General features: G+C 73.8%; 13 protein-coding genes. 11 read left to right on the forward strand and 2 right to left on the reverse strand.

Annotated features, from left to right (window positions below):
* Positions 1-103 precede the first annotated feature (103 nt).
* From ACI8AP_RS17310 to ACI8AP_RS17335, 6 genes are all read left to right on the forward strand, one after another.
* Positions 104-1,459 carry a 3-oxoacyl-ACP reductase gene (locus ACI8AP_RS17310; protein ID WP_456590598.1) on the forward strand — a complete coding sequence of 452 codons (1,356 nt, stop codon included), beginning with the start codon at positions 104-106 and terminating at the stop codon, positions 1,457-1,459.
* A gap of 1 nt (position 1,460) precedes the next feature.
* Entirely contained in the window at positions 1,461-2,315 is an 855-nt protein-coding gene (locus ACI8AP_RS17315) for a MaoC family dehydratase (RefSeq protein WP_456590599.1), read from the forward strand.
* Positions 2,316-2,421: 106 nt separating this feature from the next.
* Positions 2,422-3,636 (forward strand): acyl-CoA dehydrogenase family protein, encoded by a 1,215-nt coding sequence (locus tag ACI8AP_RS17320; protein WP_456590600.1) that lies wholly within the window; start codon positions 2,422-2,424, stop codon positions 3,634-3,636.
* 337 nt (positions 3,637-3,973) lie between these two features.
* Positions 3,974-5,560 (forward strand): fibronectin type III domain-containing protein, encoded by a 1,587-nt coding sequence (locus ACI8AP_RS17325; protein ID WP_456590601.1) that lies wholly within the window; start codon positions 3,974-3,976, stop codon positions 5,558-5,560.
* 169 nt (positions 5,561-5,729) lie between these two features.
* Positions 5,730-6,842, forward strand: coding sequence for a class E sortase (locus ACI8AP_RS17330; RefSeq protein WP_456590602.1), 1,113 nt, complete (start codon positions 5,730-5,732; stop codon positions 6,840-6,842).
* Between the two features lie 14 nt (positions 6,843-6,856).
* A complete protein-coding gene (locus ACI8AP_RS17335; protein ID WP_456590603.1) occupies positions 6,857-7,015 on the forward strand; it encodes a hypothetical protein in 159 nt (52 codons plus the stop codon).
* Positions 7,016-7,021: 6 nt separating this feature from the next.
* On the opposite strand, the gene ACI8AP_RS17340 is transcribed toward ACI8AP_RS17335, so the two are convergent.
* Together ACI8AP_RS17340 and ACI8AP_RS17345 are read right to left on the reverse strand one after the other, a co-directional pair.
* Complete coding sequence (locus ACI8AP_RS17340; RefSeq protein WP_456590604.1) at positions 7,022-8,065, reverse strand: DUF1611 domain-containing protein; 1,044 nt, start codon at positions 8,063-8,065, stop codon at positions 7,022-7,024.
* Positions 8,062-9,081: a dipeptide epimerase gene (locus ACI8AP_RS17345; RefSeq protein WP_456590605.1), complete on the reverse strand. Its 1,020-nt coding sequence runs from the start codon at positions 9,079-9,081 to the stop codon at positions 8,062-8,064. The genes ACI8AP_RS17340 and ACI8AP_RS17345 overlap by 4 nt, the downstream gene beginning before the upstream one ends.
* Positions 9,082-9,218: 137 nt before the next feature.
* Between ACI8AP_RS17345 and ACI8AP_RS17350 the strand changes: the two genes are divergently transcribed.
* From ACI8AP_RS17350 to ACI8AP_RS17370, 5 genes are read left to right on the forward strand one after another with little or no spacing between them, the layout of a single operon-like run.
* Positions 9,219-10,748 carry an ABC transporter substrate-binding protein gene (locus ACI8AP_RS17350; protein WP_456590606.1) on the forward strand — a complete coding sequence of 510 codons (1,530 nt, stop codon included), beginning with the start codon at positions 9,219-9,221 and terminating at the stop codon, positions 10,746-10,748.
* The gene (locus ACI8AP_RS17355; RefSeq protein WP_456590637.1) at positions 10,745-11,686 is read left to right on the forward strand and encodes an ABC transporter permease; all 942 of its coding nucleotides are present in this window, start codon (positions 10,745-10,747) and stop codon (positions 11,684-11,686) included. The genes ACI8AP_RS17350 and ACI8AP_RS17355 overlap by 4 nt, the downstream gene beginning before the upstream one ends.
* Positions 11,683-12,681, forward strand: coding sequence for an ABC transporter permease subunit (locus tag ACI8AP_RS17360; protein WP_456590607.1), 999 nt, complete (start codon positions 11,683-11,685; stop codon positions 12,679-12,681). Before ACI8AP_RS17355 ends, ACI8AP_RS17360 begins: the two co-directional genes overlap by 4 nt.
* Positions 12,678-13,769 (forward strand): ABC transporter ATP-binding protein, encoded by a 1,092-nt coding sequence (locus ACI8AP_RS17365; RefSeq protein WP_456590608.1) that lies wholly within the window; start codon positions 12,678-12,680, stop codon positions 13,767-13,769. Before ACI8AP_RS17360 ends, ACI8AP_RS17365 begins: the two co-directional genes overlap by 4 nt.
* The gene (locus ACI8AP_RS17370) at positions 13,766-14,803 is read left to right on the forward strand and encodes an ABC transporter ATP-binding protein (RefSeq protein ID WP_456590609.1); all 1,038 of its coding nucleotides are present in this window, start codon (positions 13,766-13,768) and stop codon (positions 14,801-14,803) included. Before ACI8AP_RS17365 ends, ACI8AP_RS17370 begins: the two co-directional genes overlap by 4 nt.
* Positions 14,804-14,807: the final 4 nt, after the last annotated feature.

Genomic DNA, 14,807 nt, shown 5'->3' on the forward strand with positions numbered 1-14,807 from the left:
CACGACCGGACGTGCAGCCGCGCCACGGCCCGGCTGCACGTCCGCTCGGGTGGCCGCAGCGGTGGGCAGGCGCTCCCGATCCCCTTCCTGGAGGCACTGAACAATGGCTGACTGGTACACGAACTTCGCCAATTCCGGCTTCGGCACCACGATCACCAAGCAGCTCGGCCTGCCGCGGCCGGCGGAGCTGCGCCGCTACGAGCCCGGGCAGCCGCTGCTGCCGGGGCCGGTGGTGGTCGGCTCCGCCGGCCAGGGCCGGCTGCGCGACACGGTCACCGCCGTCCTCCGGGACGCCGGGGTGACGGTGCAGTCGCCGGTCACCGCCGACGGCGGCACCGACGGCGAGAAGCTCGGCGCGGTCGTCCTCGACGCGACGGGGCTGACCGGGCCGGCCGACCTGGCCAGCGCACACGACTTCCTGGCCCCGGCGATCAAGCGGCTGCGCGCCTCCGGCCGGGTGCTGGTCCTGGCCGACCCGCCGTCGGACGCCGGCTCCCCGGCGCAGGCGGCGGCCCGCCAGGCGGTGGACGGACTGGTCCGCTCCATCGGCAAGGAGCTGCTGAACGGGTCGACGGCCAACGCCCTGTTCGTTCCCGAGGGCGCCGAGGCGTCGCTGGCGAGCCCGCTGCGGTTCTTCCTCTCCGGCCGCTCGGCCTACGTCGACGGGCAGCTGCTCACCGTCTCGCCGGCCGACGTCCCGGCCAACCCCGACGAGGAGAAGCCGCTGGCCGGCAAGGTCGCCGTCGTCACCGGCGCCGCGCGTGGCATCGGCGCGGCGATCGCGAAGGTGCTCTCCCGGGACGGCGCCCACGTGGTGGCCGTCGACGTCCCGGCCGCGGGGGAGCAGCTGGCGAAGGTCGCGAACGAGATCGGCGGCACGGCCGTGGCGCTGGACATCACCGCCGAGGACGCCGGCCCGCGGCTGGTGCAGCAGCTCGTCGCGCGGCACGGCGGGGTCGACGTCGTCGTGCACAACGCCGGGATCACCCGCGACAAGCTGCTGGTCAACATGGACGCCGCGCGCTGGAACTCGGTGATGGCGGTGAACCTGCAGGCGCAGCTGGACATCACCCAGGCGCTGCTGGACGCCGAGGGCGCGCTCAGGCCCGGCGCCCGCGTCGTCTGCGTCTCCTCGCAGTCGGGCATCGCGGGCAACCGTGGCCAGACCAACTACGCGGCGAGCAAGGCCGGCGTCATCGGCATGGTGCGCGCCTGGGCGCCGGAGTTCGCCGGCCGGAACGCCACGATCAACGCCGTCGCGCCGGGCTTCATCGTCACCGAGATGACGGCGAAGATGCCCTTCGGCACCCGGGAGATCGGCTCGCGGATCAACTCGCTGCAGCAGGGCGGGCTGCCGGTCGACGTCGCCGAGACGATCGCCTGGCTGTCGCAGCCGGCCAGCGCCGGGGTCAACGGGCAGACCGTGCGGGTCTGCGGCCAGTCGATGCTGGGGGCCTGAGGTGGCGACGACGGAGTTCGACGGGCCGCCGAACATGGCGGCGCTGTTCGCGAAGGCGGCGCTCACCGCGCGCGGCCGGGGCGGGGAGCTGCCGAACACCCGGCTGGCGCGCACCGGGGTGGCGGTGGACGGCGCGCACCTCGCCGACTACGCGCGCGTCTGCGGGTTCCCGCTGACGGACTCGCTGCCGGCGACCTACCCGCACGTGCTCACCTTCCCGCTGCAGACGGCGCTGATGACCGACCGCGCGTTCCCGCTCGCCCTGCCCGGGCTGGTGCACGTGCGCAACCGGATCGACGTGCTGCGGCCGGTCGGCGTCACCGAGGCGCTCGACCTCGGGGTGTGGGCGGAGCGGTTCGCCCGCCATCCACGCGGGGCGACCGTCGACCTGTGCGCGTCGGTCTCGGCCGGCGGCGAGGAGGTCTGGCGGAGCCGCTCGACGTACCTGGCGCGGGGAGCCAGCGCTCCCGAGGGTGCACCGGAAAGCGATGTGACGGTAGCGGTGGGGGACCTGGAGCGCCCGGTCGCCACCTGGCGGGTCCCGGCCGACGCCGGCCGCCGGTACGCCACGGTCTCCGGCGACGTGAACCCGATCCACCTCTCGGGGCTCACCGCGAAGGCGTTCGGCTTCAAGCGGGCGATCGCGCACGGCATGTGGGTGAAGGCCCGCGTGCTGGCGGCGGTGGGCAACCGGCTGCCCGAGGCGTTCGGCGTCGACGTCGCCTTCCGCAAGCCGCTGTTCCTGCCCTCGACGGTCACCCTCGCCACCGCGCAGGCCGACGGCGGCTGGGATGCTGCCGTCCGCAACGCGAACTCCGGCACCGAACACCTGGTCGGGACCATCCGTCCGCGCTGACCAGGGGCTCTTTCCGTCGTCGATCATCGGCGAATGACCGGTCGACACGCCGGTGACGGCCACCAGATGCCGATGATCAACGGGCTGCACTGACAGGAGAACCCGCATGGCCGTGTCGTTCGAGCTCACCGAGGACCAGGTCGAGCTGCAGAAGTGGGTGCACGAGTTCGCCGCGACCGTCGTCCGCCCGGCGGCCGCCGAGTACGACGAGCGGGAGGCCTTCCCCTGGGAGGTGCTGCAGGAGGCGGCGAAGATCGGGCTCTACTCGCTCGACTTCTTCGCCACCCAGTGGTTCGACGAATCCGGCCTCGGCATCCCGCTCACCATGGAGGAGCTCTTCTGGGGTGACGCCGGCATCGGGCTGGCGATCGTCGGCACCACGCTGGCCGCGGCCTCGGTGCGTGCGAACGGCACCGACGAGCAGGTCGGCCAGTGGATCCCGGCCATGTTCGGCACGGAAGCCCAGCCGAAGGTCGCCGCCTTCTGCTCCTCGGAGCCCGACGCCGGGTCCGACGTCGGCGCCATGCGGACGCGGGCGGTCTACGACGAGGTGACCGACGAGTGGGTGCTGACCGGCACCAAGACCTGGGCGACCAACGGCGGGATCGCCGACATCCACGTGGTCACCGCCGTCGTGGACCCCGAGCTCAAGGCGCGCGGGCACGCCAGCTTCGTCGTCCCGCCGGGCACGAAGGGCATCAGCCAGGGGCAGAAGTTCCTGAAGCACGGCATCCGCGCCTCGCACACCGCTGAGGTCGTCCTCGACGAGTGCCGCATCCCCGGTGACTGCCTGCTCGGCGGGCGGGAGAGGCTGGAGGAGCGCCTCGCCCGTGCCCGCGAGGGCGCGAAGAGCGGGCGCACCCAGCCCTCGATGGCCACTTTCGAGCGCACCCGGCCGGCGGTCGGCGCGCAGGCCGTCGGGGTGGCGCGGGCCGCCTACGACTACGCGCTTGACTACGCGAAGCAGCGGGTGCAGTTCGGCCGGCCGATCATCGAGAACCAGGCGATCGCCTTCCAGCTCGCCGACATGCGGACGCGGATCGACGCCGCCCGCCTGCTCGTCTGGCGGGCCGCGTGGATGGCGCGCAACGGGCAGCAGTTCACCGCGGCCGAGGGCTCGATGTCCAAGCTCGTCGCCGGGGAGACCGCGGTGCGGGTCACCGAGCAGGCGATGCAGATCCTCGGCGGCAACGGCTACACCCGCGACTACCCCGTCGAGCGCATGGCGCGGGACGCGAAGATCTACACCATCTTCGAGGGAACCTCGGAGATCCAGCGCCTGGTCATCGCCCGCACGATCTCCGGCGTGCAGATCCGGTGACGCGAGTCGCCGCCCCGGCAGGGTGGTGACGACGGCGTCGGGCACCCGCCGGGCGCCCGACGAGCGTCCCGTGACCTGACAACCCGCCGGACGGCGTTCGGCACAGTTTCGACTGCATCCACGAGCGCGTCGGCCGGTCGTCGGCGATCCAGGATCACGAACGGGTAACGCGCAGGCACGCCCGTGCCAGGCGGCGTTGCGCCACCGGAGCGCCGGAGTGCGCGTGGTCCCGTGCTCCGTCGCCCGGCTCCGGGCGTCCGCGCCCGGCGTCCCGGGTTCGATCATCACGGGGGTCGGCGTGCGTTCCACGTCTCCATCTCGTCGTGCCCTGGGCCTCGTGGCCGTCGGTGCGATGGGCCTCTCCACGACAGTTCTCGCGGTCGGCGGCGTCGCGCAGGCGGACCTGCCCACCGACATCTCCTGGGGCACCACGTCGGCGTCGACGATGACGGAGCCCATCCCGGCCGGCGTGTGCGCCGTCGACTGGGTGGTGTCGGGGGCGTCCGGTGGCGGCGGCAACCACAGCAACGGCGGTTTGGGTGGGCGCGTCGAGGCCCGCCTGCCCGCGACCCCCGGCCAGGTCTTCGAACTGGTGGCCGGCCAGAGCGGCGCCCCGTTCGACATCCCGGGATTCGAGGGACTAGGCGGCGGCAGCGGCGGTCAGCCCAGTGGTGGCAACGGTCACTTCGGCGGTGGCGGCGGCGGGCGCAGCGCACTCCTCCTCGACGGCTCGCCGCTGATCATCGCCGGCGGCGGCGGTGGTGGCGGCTACTACGTCGGCGGGGGGAACGCCGGCCCGGTCGGCGTGAAGGGCGTCGACGAGTCGGCGGGCGTCCTCGGCGGCACCGGCGGCACGGCCTCGGCGCCCGGCGCCGGCGGCGCGTCCGGCTGGAGCTCCGGGACGGGCGGCGACGGCATCGGCGGGGTCGGTGGTGCGGCCACGGGCCACAATGCGGGCGGTGGTGGCGGCGGCCTCTACGGCGGCGGCGCCGGGGGCAGCGACGGTGAGGACGGCGCCGGTGGCGGTGGTGGCTCGAACCTGGCGCCCGGGACGGCCACGGTGAACGGTGTCAGTGAGATCGGCGGCAACGGCTCGGTCAGCGGAAACTACGTCGACTGCCCCGCGCCGAACGCTCCGACGCTGACGGCCCTGACCGCGGGCGACGGCTCGGCCACGGTCGCCTTCACCCCCGGCACCGACACGGGGACGGCGGTCACCGGTTGGGAGTACCGGGTGGACAAGGACGCCTGGGCACCGTTGACCACGACCTCGACCAAGGATGGCGCGCGTACCGGCACGGTCCCGGGTCTGACCAACGGCACGCCGGCGATCGTGGTCGTGCGCGCCACCAGTGGTCGGGGACCGGGCGCGATCAGCAACGCGCTGACCGTCACGCCGTCCGCCCCGGTCACGAGCACCCCGCCGGCTCCGGAGCCGACCCCGGAGGAGAAGGCGGACACCCCCCGGGTGCCGGCCACGGTCCCCACCACGTCGCTGACCCTGACCACCGACAAGGGTGACATCACCAGCGCCGCCCCGGGCGACGAGCTGGTCGTCATCGGCACGGGCTTCCGGCCGAACTCGACGGTGGCCATCGTCATCTACTCCGAGCCGCGGCTGCTGGGGACCGCGACCACCGATGGCAACGGCGACTTCCGCACGGCGGTGACCGTGCCGGCCGATCTCGCGGCGGGCCAGCACAGCCTGGTGGCTTCCGGCTTCGCGCCGGACGGCACGGAGCGCTTCCTCCGCCTGGACGTCACCGTCGCCGCACCCGCCGAGGACGAGACGACGGCGCCCACCGGCGCCGGCACCACGCTGGCCTCCACCGGTGCCGACATCGCCGTGCCGGTGGTGGGCGGACTGGTGGCGCTCGCCGCGGGTGGCGCGCTGCTGCGTGCCGCCCGCCGTCGCGCCGCCTGATCCGTACGGCCGCACGACGCATCTGGGGCCCGGGTCCCGCCCTCACCGGCGGGCCCGGGCCTCCGGCGTCCCACGGCGCGTCGGATCACGCTGAGCACCTGTTCCGTCACTTAACATCTGGCGAGGCGCGCCACGGGCGTGCACGCAGGCCGACGACCGGGGGCACGGTATGGCGGACCCGGACCGGGGACGGCGCGAGGACGACACCCGTCCCACGCAGCGGTGGGACCGCGTCGCCGAGCCCGACGTGGTGCCGGTGCTCGGTCGCCCGCCCGTACCGCCGGTATCCAGTCGCGCCGCCGCGCCGCGGTACGGCGCGCGCCCGGCCGGGGGTGGCAGCCCGGCGGGCACCGTCGCCGACGCCCCTTCGGCCGAACGCCCGTGGGACGACGGGCCGTGGGACGAGCACTGGGACCAGCTCGTCTCGGACGACGGGTCCTGGGACGACATCCCCTCGGACGGCGGCACCTCGGTCGATGGCTCCTGGGACGACCAGTCCTGGGACGACCCGTCGTGGGACGACGACGGCGAGGAGCCGGCCGGCGGCCCCCGGCGCCGCGAACCGCGGTGGCAGGTGGTGTCCCGCGGCATCGGCGAGCTGTTCGTGACGGCCGGTCTGGTGCTGCTCCTGTTCGTCGTCTACGAGGTGTACGTCACCGACCTGCTCACCGACCGCCGGCAGGGCCAGCTCAGCGCCGAGCTGCAGGAGCGCTGGGAGGACGCCCCCGCCGACGCCGGCCTGGTCCAGGTGGAGATCGGGGACGCGTTCGGCGTCCTGCGGATCCCGCGGCTGGGCGAGGACTACGCGCGCGTCATCCTCGAGGGGACCACCGAGAACGAGCTCTCGCAGGGCCCGGGCCACTACGCCGACACGGCGATGCCCGGTGAGCCCGGCAACGTCGCGCTGGCCGGCCACCGCGTGGGCAAGGGCTCGCCCTTCCTGGAGCTGGACGCGATGCGCGCCGGCGACCCGATCGTCGTGGAGACCGCCGACACCTGGTTCGTGTACCGGGTGCTGGGCGACCCGGCGACCGGCGACGTCGACGCCGACCCCAGCGGGATCCCCGGCATGCAGATCGTCAGCCCGAGCGACGTCTCGGTCATCGCCCCGACGCCGAACGCCGATGTCGCCGTCGGGCCGACGGGCTCCTACCTCACGCTCACGACCTGCCACCCGCGGTTCTCCGCGAAGCAGCGGCTGATCATCCACGCGGAGCTCGACGGCGCGGGCATCCCCAAGGCGGAGATGCCCGACGGCCCGCCGGCGTTGCGCGAGAGCTGACCGAGGAGGCTGCGATGTACGGCTGGATCTGGCGTTCCCTGCCCGGCGGGAGGGGCGCGAAGACGCTGGAGGCGCTGGTGCTGGCGCTCGCCGTCTGCGCCCTGCTGCTCTTCGTCGTCTTCCCCTGGGTGGAGCCGCAGCTGCCCTGGAACGACGTCACCGTCGACGGCTGACCCGGCTCACCCCCGGTCGAGCGCGCTCAGCACGGCGTCGAGCACCCGGGTCGCGCCGAAGCGGACGACGTCGTCGCTGACCAGCCCGGTCTCCGCCGCGGCGGCCCCGACCGCGGCCCGGGCGTCGGCGTCGTCCAGCCCGGCGGTGTTCAGCGCGACGGCGGCGACCCGTGCGGGGCGCACCCACCCGGCGGCCTGCTCGTAGCCGCGCACGATCTCGCCCAGCGACGGGAGCGCGGTGCCCGGGTAGTCGGCGATCGCGGTGCGCCCGGCCCGGTGGCACAGCACCAGCGCGTCCGCCGAGGAGCCGTGCAGCAGGCCGAGCGTCACCCCCGAGTAGGCCGGGTGGTAGATCGAGCCCTGGCCCTCCAGCCAGAGCAGATCACCACGGGTCGCCCCCTCGCGCACCAGCCGGTCGGCGGCGCCGGCGACGAAGTCGGAGATCACGTGGTCCACCGCCATGCCCCACCCCGAGATGGCGACCCCGGTCTGCCCGGTGGCCACGAACACCGAGCGCAGCCCGCGGTCCCGCGCGGCCTGGTCGAGCTCCAGGACGACGCTCATCTTCCCGATCGCGCAGTCCGAGCCCACCGTGTGCACGACCCGGGCCCCGACCGGCCCGGTAAGCGGCACCCCGAGGTCGTCCGGCACCGCCCGCAGGTCCCGGATCCGGACCCCGGCCGCCCGGGCGGCCGCCGCCAGTTCAGGATCGGCGCCCAGATCCGTGTGCAGCCCCGCCTCGACGTGCATCCCCAGGCGCAGCGCCGCGAGCAGCGTCCGCCGCCAGGCGTCGGTCAGCCGGCCCCCGAGCGGGGCCACGCCGAGCAGGACCGTCGTCGCGCCCAGTTCCCGGGCCGCCGCGACGTCGGCGACGACCGGCACGGGGCGTGCGCAGAACGGGACGACGTCCACCGCACGCTGCCCGGCGTGGACGTCGTCGATCACGCACACGACCTCACGGGCGCCGTAGCGCAGCACCCCGTGGGCGGTCTTGGCGTAGGACTCCGCGAGCTGGCCACCGGTGAGGACGGCGAGCCGTTCGGCGCTCACGTCGCATCCTCCGCGACGAGCCCGAGCCCCGGTGCGTCCGGCAGCACCAGCCGCCCGTCCCGCAAGCCCAGGCCGGTGAACGGCTCGTCGCTGATCAGCAGGTGGCCGTCCAGGTCGACCAGATCGGCGAGGGGGCCCAGCTGGGCGGCCTGCGCGATGCCGAGCTGCGACTCGATCATGCAGCCGAGCATCACCCGCAGGTCCAGCGCGGCCGCCGCGGCGATCATGCGGTGGGCCTCGCGGATGCCGCCGCACTTGGCCAGCTTCACCACGATGCCGTCCGCGTAACCGGCGACGCCGGCCACCGAGGCCAGGTCCTTGCAGCCCTCGTCCGCGAAGACCGGGAGCCGGCCGGGCAACTCGCGGTAGCGGGCGAACGAGTCCAGGTCGGCTGCCGGGAACGGCTGCTCGATCATCTCGACCCCCAGCTCGCGCAGCCGCGGCAGGAGGTCGCGGGCCTGGTCGAGGGTCCAGCCCTCGTTGCCGTCGATCCGCAGCGGGGCGTCGGTGACCGACCGGATGGCCTCCAGCCGGGCGAGGTCCTCCGGCCCGCCCACCTTCACCTTGTAGACGGCGAAGCCGGGGGCGCGCCGGACCCGGGCGGCGGTGTCGGCCACGGTCGTGATCCCGATGGTGAAGCTCGTCGGCGGGAGCACCCCGTCCAGCCCCAGCAACCGCCAGACCGGCAGGCCGTAGCGGCGGCCCACCCAGTCGTGCACCGCCCCGTCGAGGGCCATCTTCGCGCCCTGCGGGCCGTCCCAGGCGCGCAGCCGGCGGGCGATGCCCTCCAGGTCGCGCAGGTCGTCGCCGAGCAGCGCGCGCCCGTCCGCGGCGACGGCGTCGGCCATCGCGGGCACCGACTCGCCCCAGTAGGCCACCGGCGCGCCCTCGCCGTACCCGCGGACGCCCCCGTCGGCGACCTCGACCACGAGCACCTCCTCGGTGTCCACCGACGAGCGGGCGATGGTGAACGTGTCGCGCAGGCGCAGTGTCAGGCGACGGCAGGTGAGCTCCACGGGGTGAGTCTGGCGGGCCACGGCCAGGATGTCTCGAACAGGCAACGATCCTGCTCAGCGGTCGGTTCGGGTTGTCGGCCGGCAGCGACGGGGTCAAGGTCGGAGGTGGACGACCTGCCCCGACCCCGGAGGTTCCCGTGCGCACCACCCGACTCCTGTCCCTGGGCGCCGTCGGCGCGCTCGCCCTCTCCGCCTGCGGCGGCGGTGGGGAGAGCGTCGACACCGGTGGCGGCGGTGGCGGCGGCGGGGACAACGTGCTCGTGGCCGCGGTGAGCGCGCAGCCCGACAAGCTCGACCCGCACACGACGACGGCCTACCCGGCGTTCCAGATCCTGGAGAACGTCTACGACACCCTCGTCGTCCCGGCCGCCGACGACCTGACGATGGAGCCCAGCCTGGCCGAGAGCTGGGAGACCAGCGAGGACGGGCTGACCTGGACGTTCACCCTCCGCGAGGGCGTCACGTTCCACGACGGCAGCGAGTTCGACGCCGCCGACGTCGTCTACTCGTACAACCGGATCATCGACGAGGAGCTCGCCAACTCGTACCGGTTCGCCAACGTGGAGTCGGTCGAGGCGGCCGATCCGCAGACCGTCGAGATCACCGTCAGCCAGCCGACGCCCAACCTGCCGGCGCTGATCGGCGGCTTCAAGGGCATGGCGATCCTGCCCGAGGGCGCGGCCGAGGAGTTCGACCTCAACACCGAGGCGGTCGGCACCGGCCCGTTCCAGCTGGAGAGCTCGGACGCGAGCAGCACGGTGCTGACCCGGTTCGACGAGTACTGGGGCCAGGAGCCCACGCTCGACGGGGTCGAGTTCCGCTACATCACCGAGCCGGCCGCGGCGCTCACCGCGCTGCAGAACGGCGAGGTGCAGTGGACCGACAACATCCCGCCGCAGCAGATCGAGTCGCTGGAGGGCGACGACGCCGTCGAGCTGGCCACCACGCCCAGCGTCGACTACTGGTACATGAGCATGAACTACGACCGGGAGCCCTTCGGCAACCCGCAGGTGCGGCAGGCGATCGCCACCGCCATCGACCGCGCCGCGGTCACCGAGGCGGCCCGGTTCGGGGCGGCGCAGCCCAACCAGACCGCCATCCCCGAGGACAGCTTCTACTACTACGACTACGCCCCGTTCGAGCCGAGCGCCGAGGAGGCGCAGGCGCTGCTGGAGCAGGCCGGCGTCCAGACGCCCATCACGATGGGCCTGATGGTCACCGACGAGTTCCCCGAGACCGTCACCGCCGCGCAGGTCATCGCCAGCCAGCTGCAGCCGATCGGGATCAACGTGGACGTCCAGACCGTGGACTTCGCGACCTGGCTGGACCGGCAGAGCCAGGGCGACTTCGACGCCTTCATGCTCGGCTGGCTGGGCAACATCGACCCGTTCGACTACTACCACTCGCAGCACATCACCGACGGCTCGAACAACTACCAGGGCTACAGCAACCCCGAGGTGGACCGGCTGCTCACCGAGGCGTCGACGGAGACCGACGAGGACACCCGCAAGGACCTCTACGACCAGGCGGCGCAGCTCATCGTCGACGACGTCTCCTACGTGTACCTCTACAACCCTGACGTCGTGCAGGCCTGGGCGCCGGGGCTGTCCGGGTACGAGATCCGCGCCGACAAGGCGATCAACTTCGAAGGCGTGGAGTTGCCCTGACCGGCTACGTCCTCCGGCGGATCGGCCAGTCGGCGGTCGTCCTCGCCGGAGTGAGCGTCATCGTGTTCGGCCTGGTGCACCTCGTACCGGGCGATCCGGTGCGGCTCGCCCTGGGCACCCGCTTCTCGCAGCAGAGCTACGACGCCCTCCGCGAGCGGTCGGGGCTGGACCAGCCGCTGGTCGAGCAGTTCTTCGGCTGGTTCGGCCGGGCCCTGACCGGGGACCTGGGGGTCAGCTTCCGCAGCGGCGAGACGGTGACCTCCCAGATCGCCGAGCGGCTGCCGGCCACGTTGACGCTGGCGTTCGCCGCGATCCTGGTCGCCCTGCTCATCGCCATCCCGCTGGGCACGATCTCGGCGCTGCGCCCGCGCTCGCTCGTCGACCGGGTCGCCACCGTGATCAGCCAGTTCGGCATCTCGGTGCCCGACTTCTGGATGGGGATCGTGCTGATCCTGGTCTTCGCCGGGACGCTGGGCTGGCTGCCCTCGGGCGGGTACGTGCCGCTCAGCGAGGACCCCGGAGCCTGGTTCCAGCGGCTGCTCATGCCGGCGTTGGTGACCGGCGTGGTCTCCGGTTCGGTGATCACCCGGTTCGTCCGGTCCAGCATGCTGGAGGCCCTGGGCGCCGACCACGTGCGGACGGCGCAGGCCAAGGGGCTGCCGCAGCGGCAGGTCTTCTCCTGGCACGTGCTCCGCAACGCCCTGCTGCCACTGGTCACGGTGACCGGCGTGCAGCTGGCCTACCTGCTGTCGGGGGTGGTCGTCGTGGAGATCGTCTTCTCCTGGCCGGGGCTGGGTCAGCTGGCCCTGCAGGCGGTGCAGGCCCGCGACTACCCGGTGCTGCAGGGCGCCATCCTGCTGTTCGCGCTGGTCTTCCTGGTGATCAACCTCGTCGTCGACCTCCTCTACACCGCCATCGACCCGCGGATCCGCCGATGAGCATCCAGCCGACCCCCGGGCCGCCGCCCTACCAGGAGCCGAGCGGCGAGCGCCGCCCGGAGGCCCCCGAGGAGCCCCCGGGCGGATCGCCGCAGCGGGAGTCGCGGTCGGCGCCGCCCACGCTGCGCCCGGCCCGCCCGCGCTGGCGGGAGACGCTCGGCCTGCTGGCGCGCAACCCGACGGCGGCAATCGCCTCGGTGGTCCTGCTGCTGATCGTGGTCGTGGCCTTCTTCGACGACACGTTCGCCCCGGAGGGGGCCAACGAGATCTCGGTGACCGACCGGCTCCAGTCGCCCAGCTGGGAGCACCCGTTCGGCACCGACGACCTCGGCCGGGACATCCTCAGCCGGGTCATCCTCGGCGCCTCGGTGTCGCTGCGGGTGGGCTTCCTCGCCGTCGGCTTCGCGCTCGTCGTCGGCACCCTGATCGGCCTGCTCGCCGGCTACTACGGCAAGTGGATCGACGACGTCCTGATGCGGTTCATGGACATGCTCTTCGCGTTCCCCGCCGTGCTGCTGGCGATCGCCGTCCTCGCCGTCCGCGGACCCGGGTCGGGCAACACCGCGCTGGCGATCGGGATCGTCTACACGCCGATCTTCGCCCGGGTCACCCGCGCGAGCGTGCTGGGCGTGCGCGAGGAGGTCTACGTGCGGGCGTCGCGGTCGGTGGGGGCCTCGGACTGGCGGATCCTCACCCGGCACATCCTGCCGAACGCCGCGCCGCCGATCATCGTGCAGACCTCGATCAGCCTGGCGTTCGCGGTGCTGGCCGAGGCGGCGCTGTCGTTCCTCGGTCTGGGCACCCAGCCGCCCAACCCCTCGTGGGGGCTGATGCTGGCCGAGGGACGCGGCTACATCGACCTGGCCTGGTGGCTGGCGTTCTTCCCGGGGATGGCGATCTTCCTGACCGTGCTCTGCTTCAACCTGCTCGGCGACGGGCTCCGCGACGCGCTGGACCCGCGGCAGCGCACCCTGATGGCCGGGGGTGGCAAGTGAGCGGCGAGCCGGTGCTGGAGGTCGAGGACCTGCGGGTGCGGCTGCGCACCCCGCGCGGGCCGGCCGACGTCGTCAACGGGCTGAGCTACACCGTCGGCGCGGGGGAGACGGTCGCCGTGGTCGGGGAGTCCGGCAGCGGCAAGAGCGTCTCGGTGCTGGCGCTGCTCGGCCTGCTCCCCGCCCGGGTGGCGACGGTGACCGGCCGGGCGCTGCTGCAGGGCGAGGACCTGCTGACCATGTCACCCGAGCGGCTGCGCCAGGTGCGCGGCCCGGGCGCCGGCATGGTGTTCCAGGACCCGATGACCTCGCTGAACCCGGTGCTCACCATCGGCCGGCAGCTGGTCGAGGGCATCCGGGCGCACGGCGACGTCTCCAAGGCCGACGCCCGGACCCGCGCGGCGGACCTGCTCCGCGAGGTCGGCCTGCCCGATCCCGAGAAGGCGCTGGACCGCTACCCGCACGAGCTGTCGGGCGGCATGCGCCAGCGGGTGGTCATCGCGATCGCGCTGAGCAACTCCCCGTCGCTGCTGATCGCCGACGAGGCGACCACCGCGCTCGACGTCACGGTGCAGGCGCAGATCATCGACCTGGTCGAGAAGCTGCAGGCCGAGCACGGCACCGGCGTCATCTGGATCACCCACGACCTCGGTGTGGTCGCCGGGATCGCCGACCGGGTGCTGGTCATGTACGGCGGCCGGTGCGTGGAGGACGGCACTGTCGACGACGTCCTGGAGCGCCCGGCACACCCCTACACCCGTGGGCTGCTGGGCTCGCTGCCCGACCTGGCCGCACCGGTGGGCCCCGACGGCGAGGTGCCCGAGCTGACCGCGATCCCGGGTCTGCCGCCGCCCCCCACCGACCTGCCGCCGGGCTGCGTGTTCTGGCCGCGCTGCCCGGTGCGGGCCGATCCGCGCTGCGAGACGGAGCAGCCGCCGCTGGCGGTCGTCTCCCGCACCGCGGCCGGCGGGCCGGCGGGCGCGACCGCGTCGAGCGCCTACGCCGGCGAAGGGTCGGGGAAGGGCGCGGGGCTGCCGCACCGCGCGGCCACCTGGTGCACCGAGGGCACGGACGGGGGGAGCCCGGCATGAGCGAGGACGTGCTGGTCTCCGCCCGCGGCCTGGAGGTGCACTTCCCCGTCGGGGGCGGCGGCCTGCGCCGGGCGCCCGCGAGCGTGCTGCGCGCCGTCGACGGCGTCGACCTGGACATCCTGCGCGGCGAGACCCTGGGCCTGGTGGGGGAGTCCGGCTGCGGGAAGTCGACGCTGGGCAACGCGCTGCTGCGGCTGGTGCCGCCGACCGGGGGGACGATCACCTTCGACGGCACCGACGTCACCTCGCTGGACCGCCGCGGTCTCAAGGAGATGCGCCGCCGGGCCGGAATGGTGTTCCAGGACCCGTTCGCCTCCCTCGACCCGCGGCGCACCGTGGCCCAGACGGTGAGCGAGCCGCTGGAGGTGCACGGCCTGCGCTCGGGCAAGCGCGAACGCGCGGCGCGGGTGGGCGAGCTGCTGGAGCTCGTGGGCCTGGACCCGGTGGTGGCCGGGCGCTACCCGCACGAGTTCTCCGGTGGGCAGCGCCAGCGCGTCGGCATCGCCCGGGCGCTGGCGGGGGAGCCGGACTTCCTGGTCTGCGACGAGGCGATCGCCTCCCTCGACGTGAGCGTGCAGGCCCAGGTGCTCAACCTGCTGCGCCGGCTGCAGCGGCAGCTGGGGCTCACCCTGCTGTTCATCTCCCACGACCTCTCCGCCGTCCGGCACATCTCCGACCGGATCGCGGTCATGTACCTGGGGCGGATCGTGGAGATCGGGCCCGCGGCCGCCGTGGGCAGCGAGCCGCAGATGCCGTACACGCAGGCGCTGCTGTCGGCGGTGCCCGTGCCGCACCCGGCGCAGGAGCGGGCGCGGGAGCGGATCGTGCTGCACGGCGACGTCCCCTCGCCCTCCGACGTCCCCTCGGGCTGCCGGTTCCGCACCCGCTGCCCGTACGTCTTCGAGCCGTGCGACGACGTCGACCCGGCGCTGCAGCCGGCCGGGTCGCCCGGCCAGCTGGCCGCATGCCACCTGCACGGCGTCGCCGGCACCCCGGTGACGAAGACCCCGGAGGGCGTCACCGCCGACCCCTGAGGGT

The organism is Blastococcus sp. SYSU DS1021 (genome assembly GCF_054050995.1).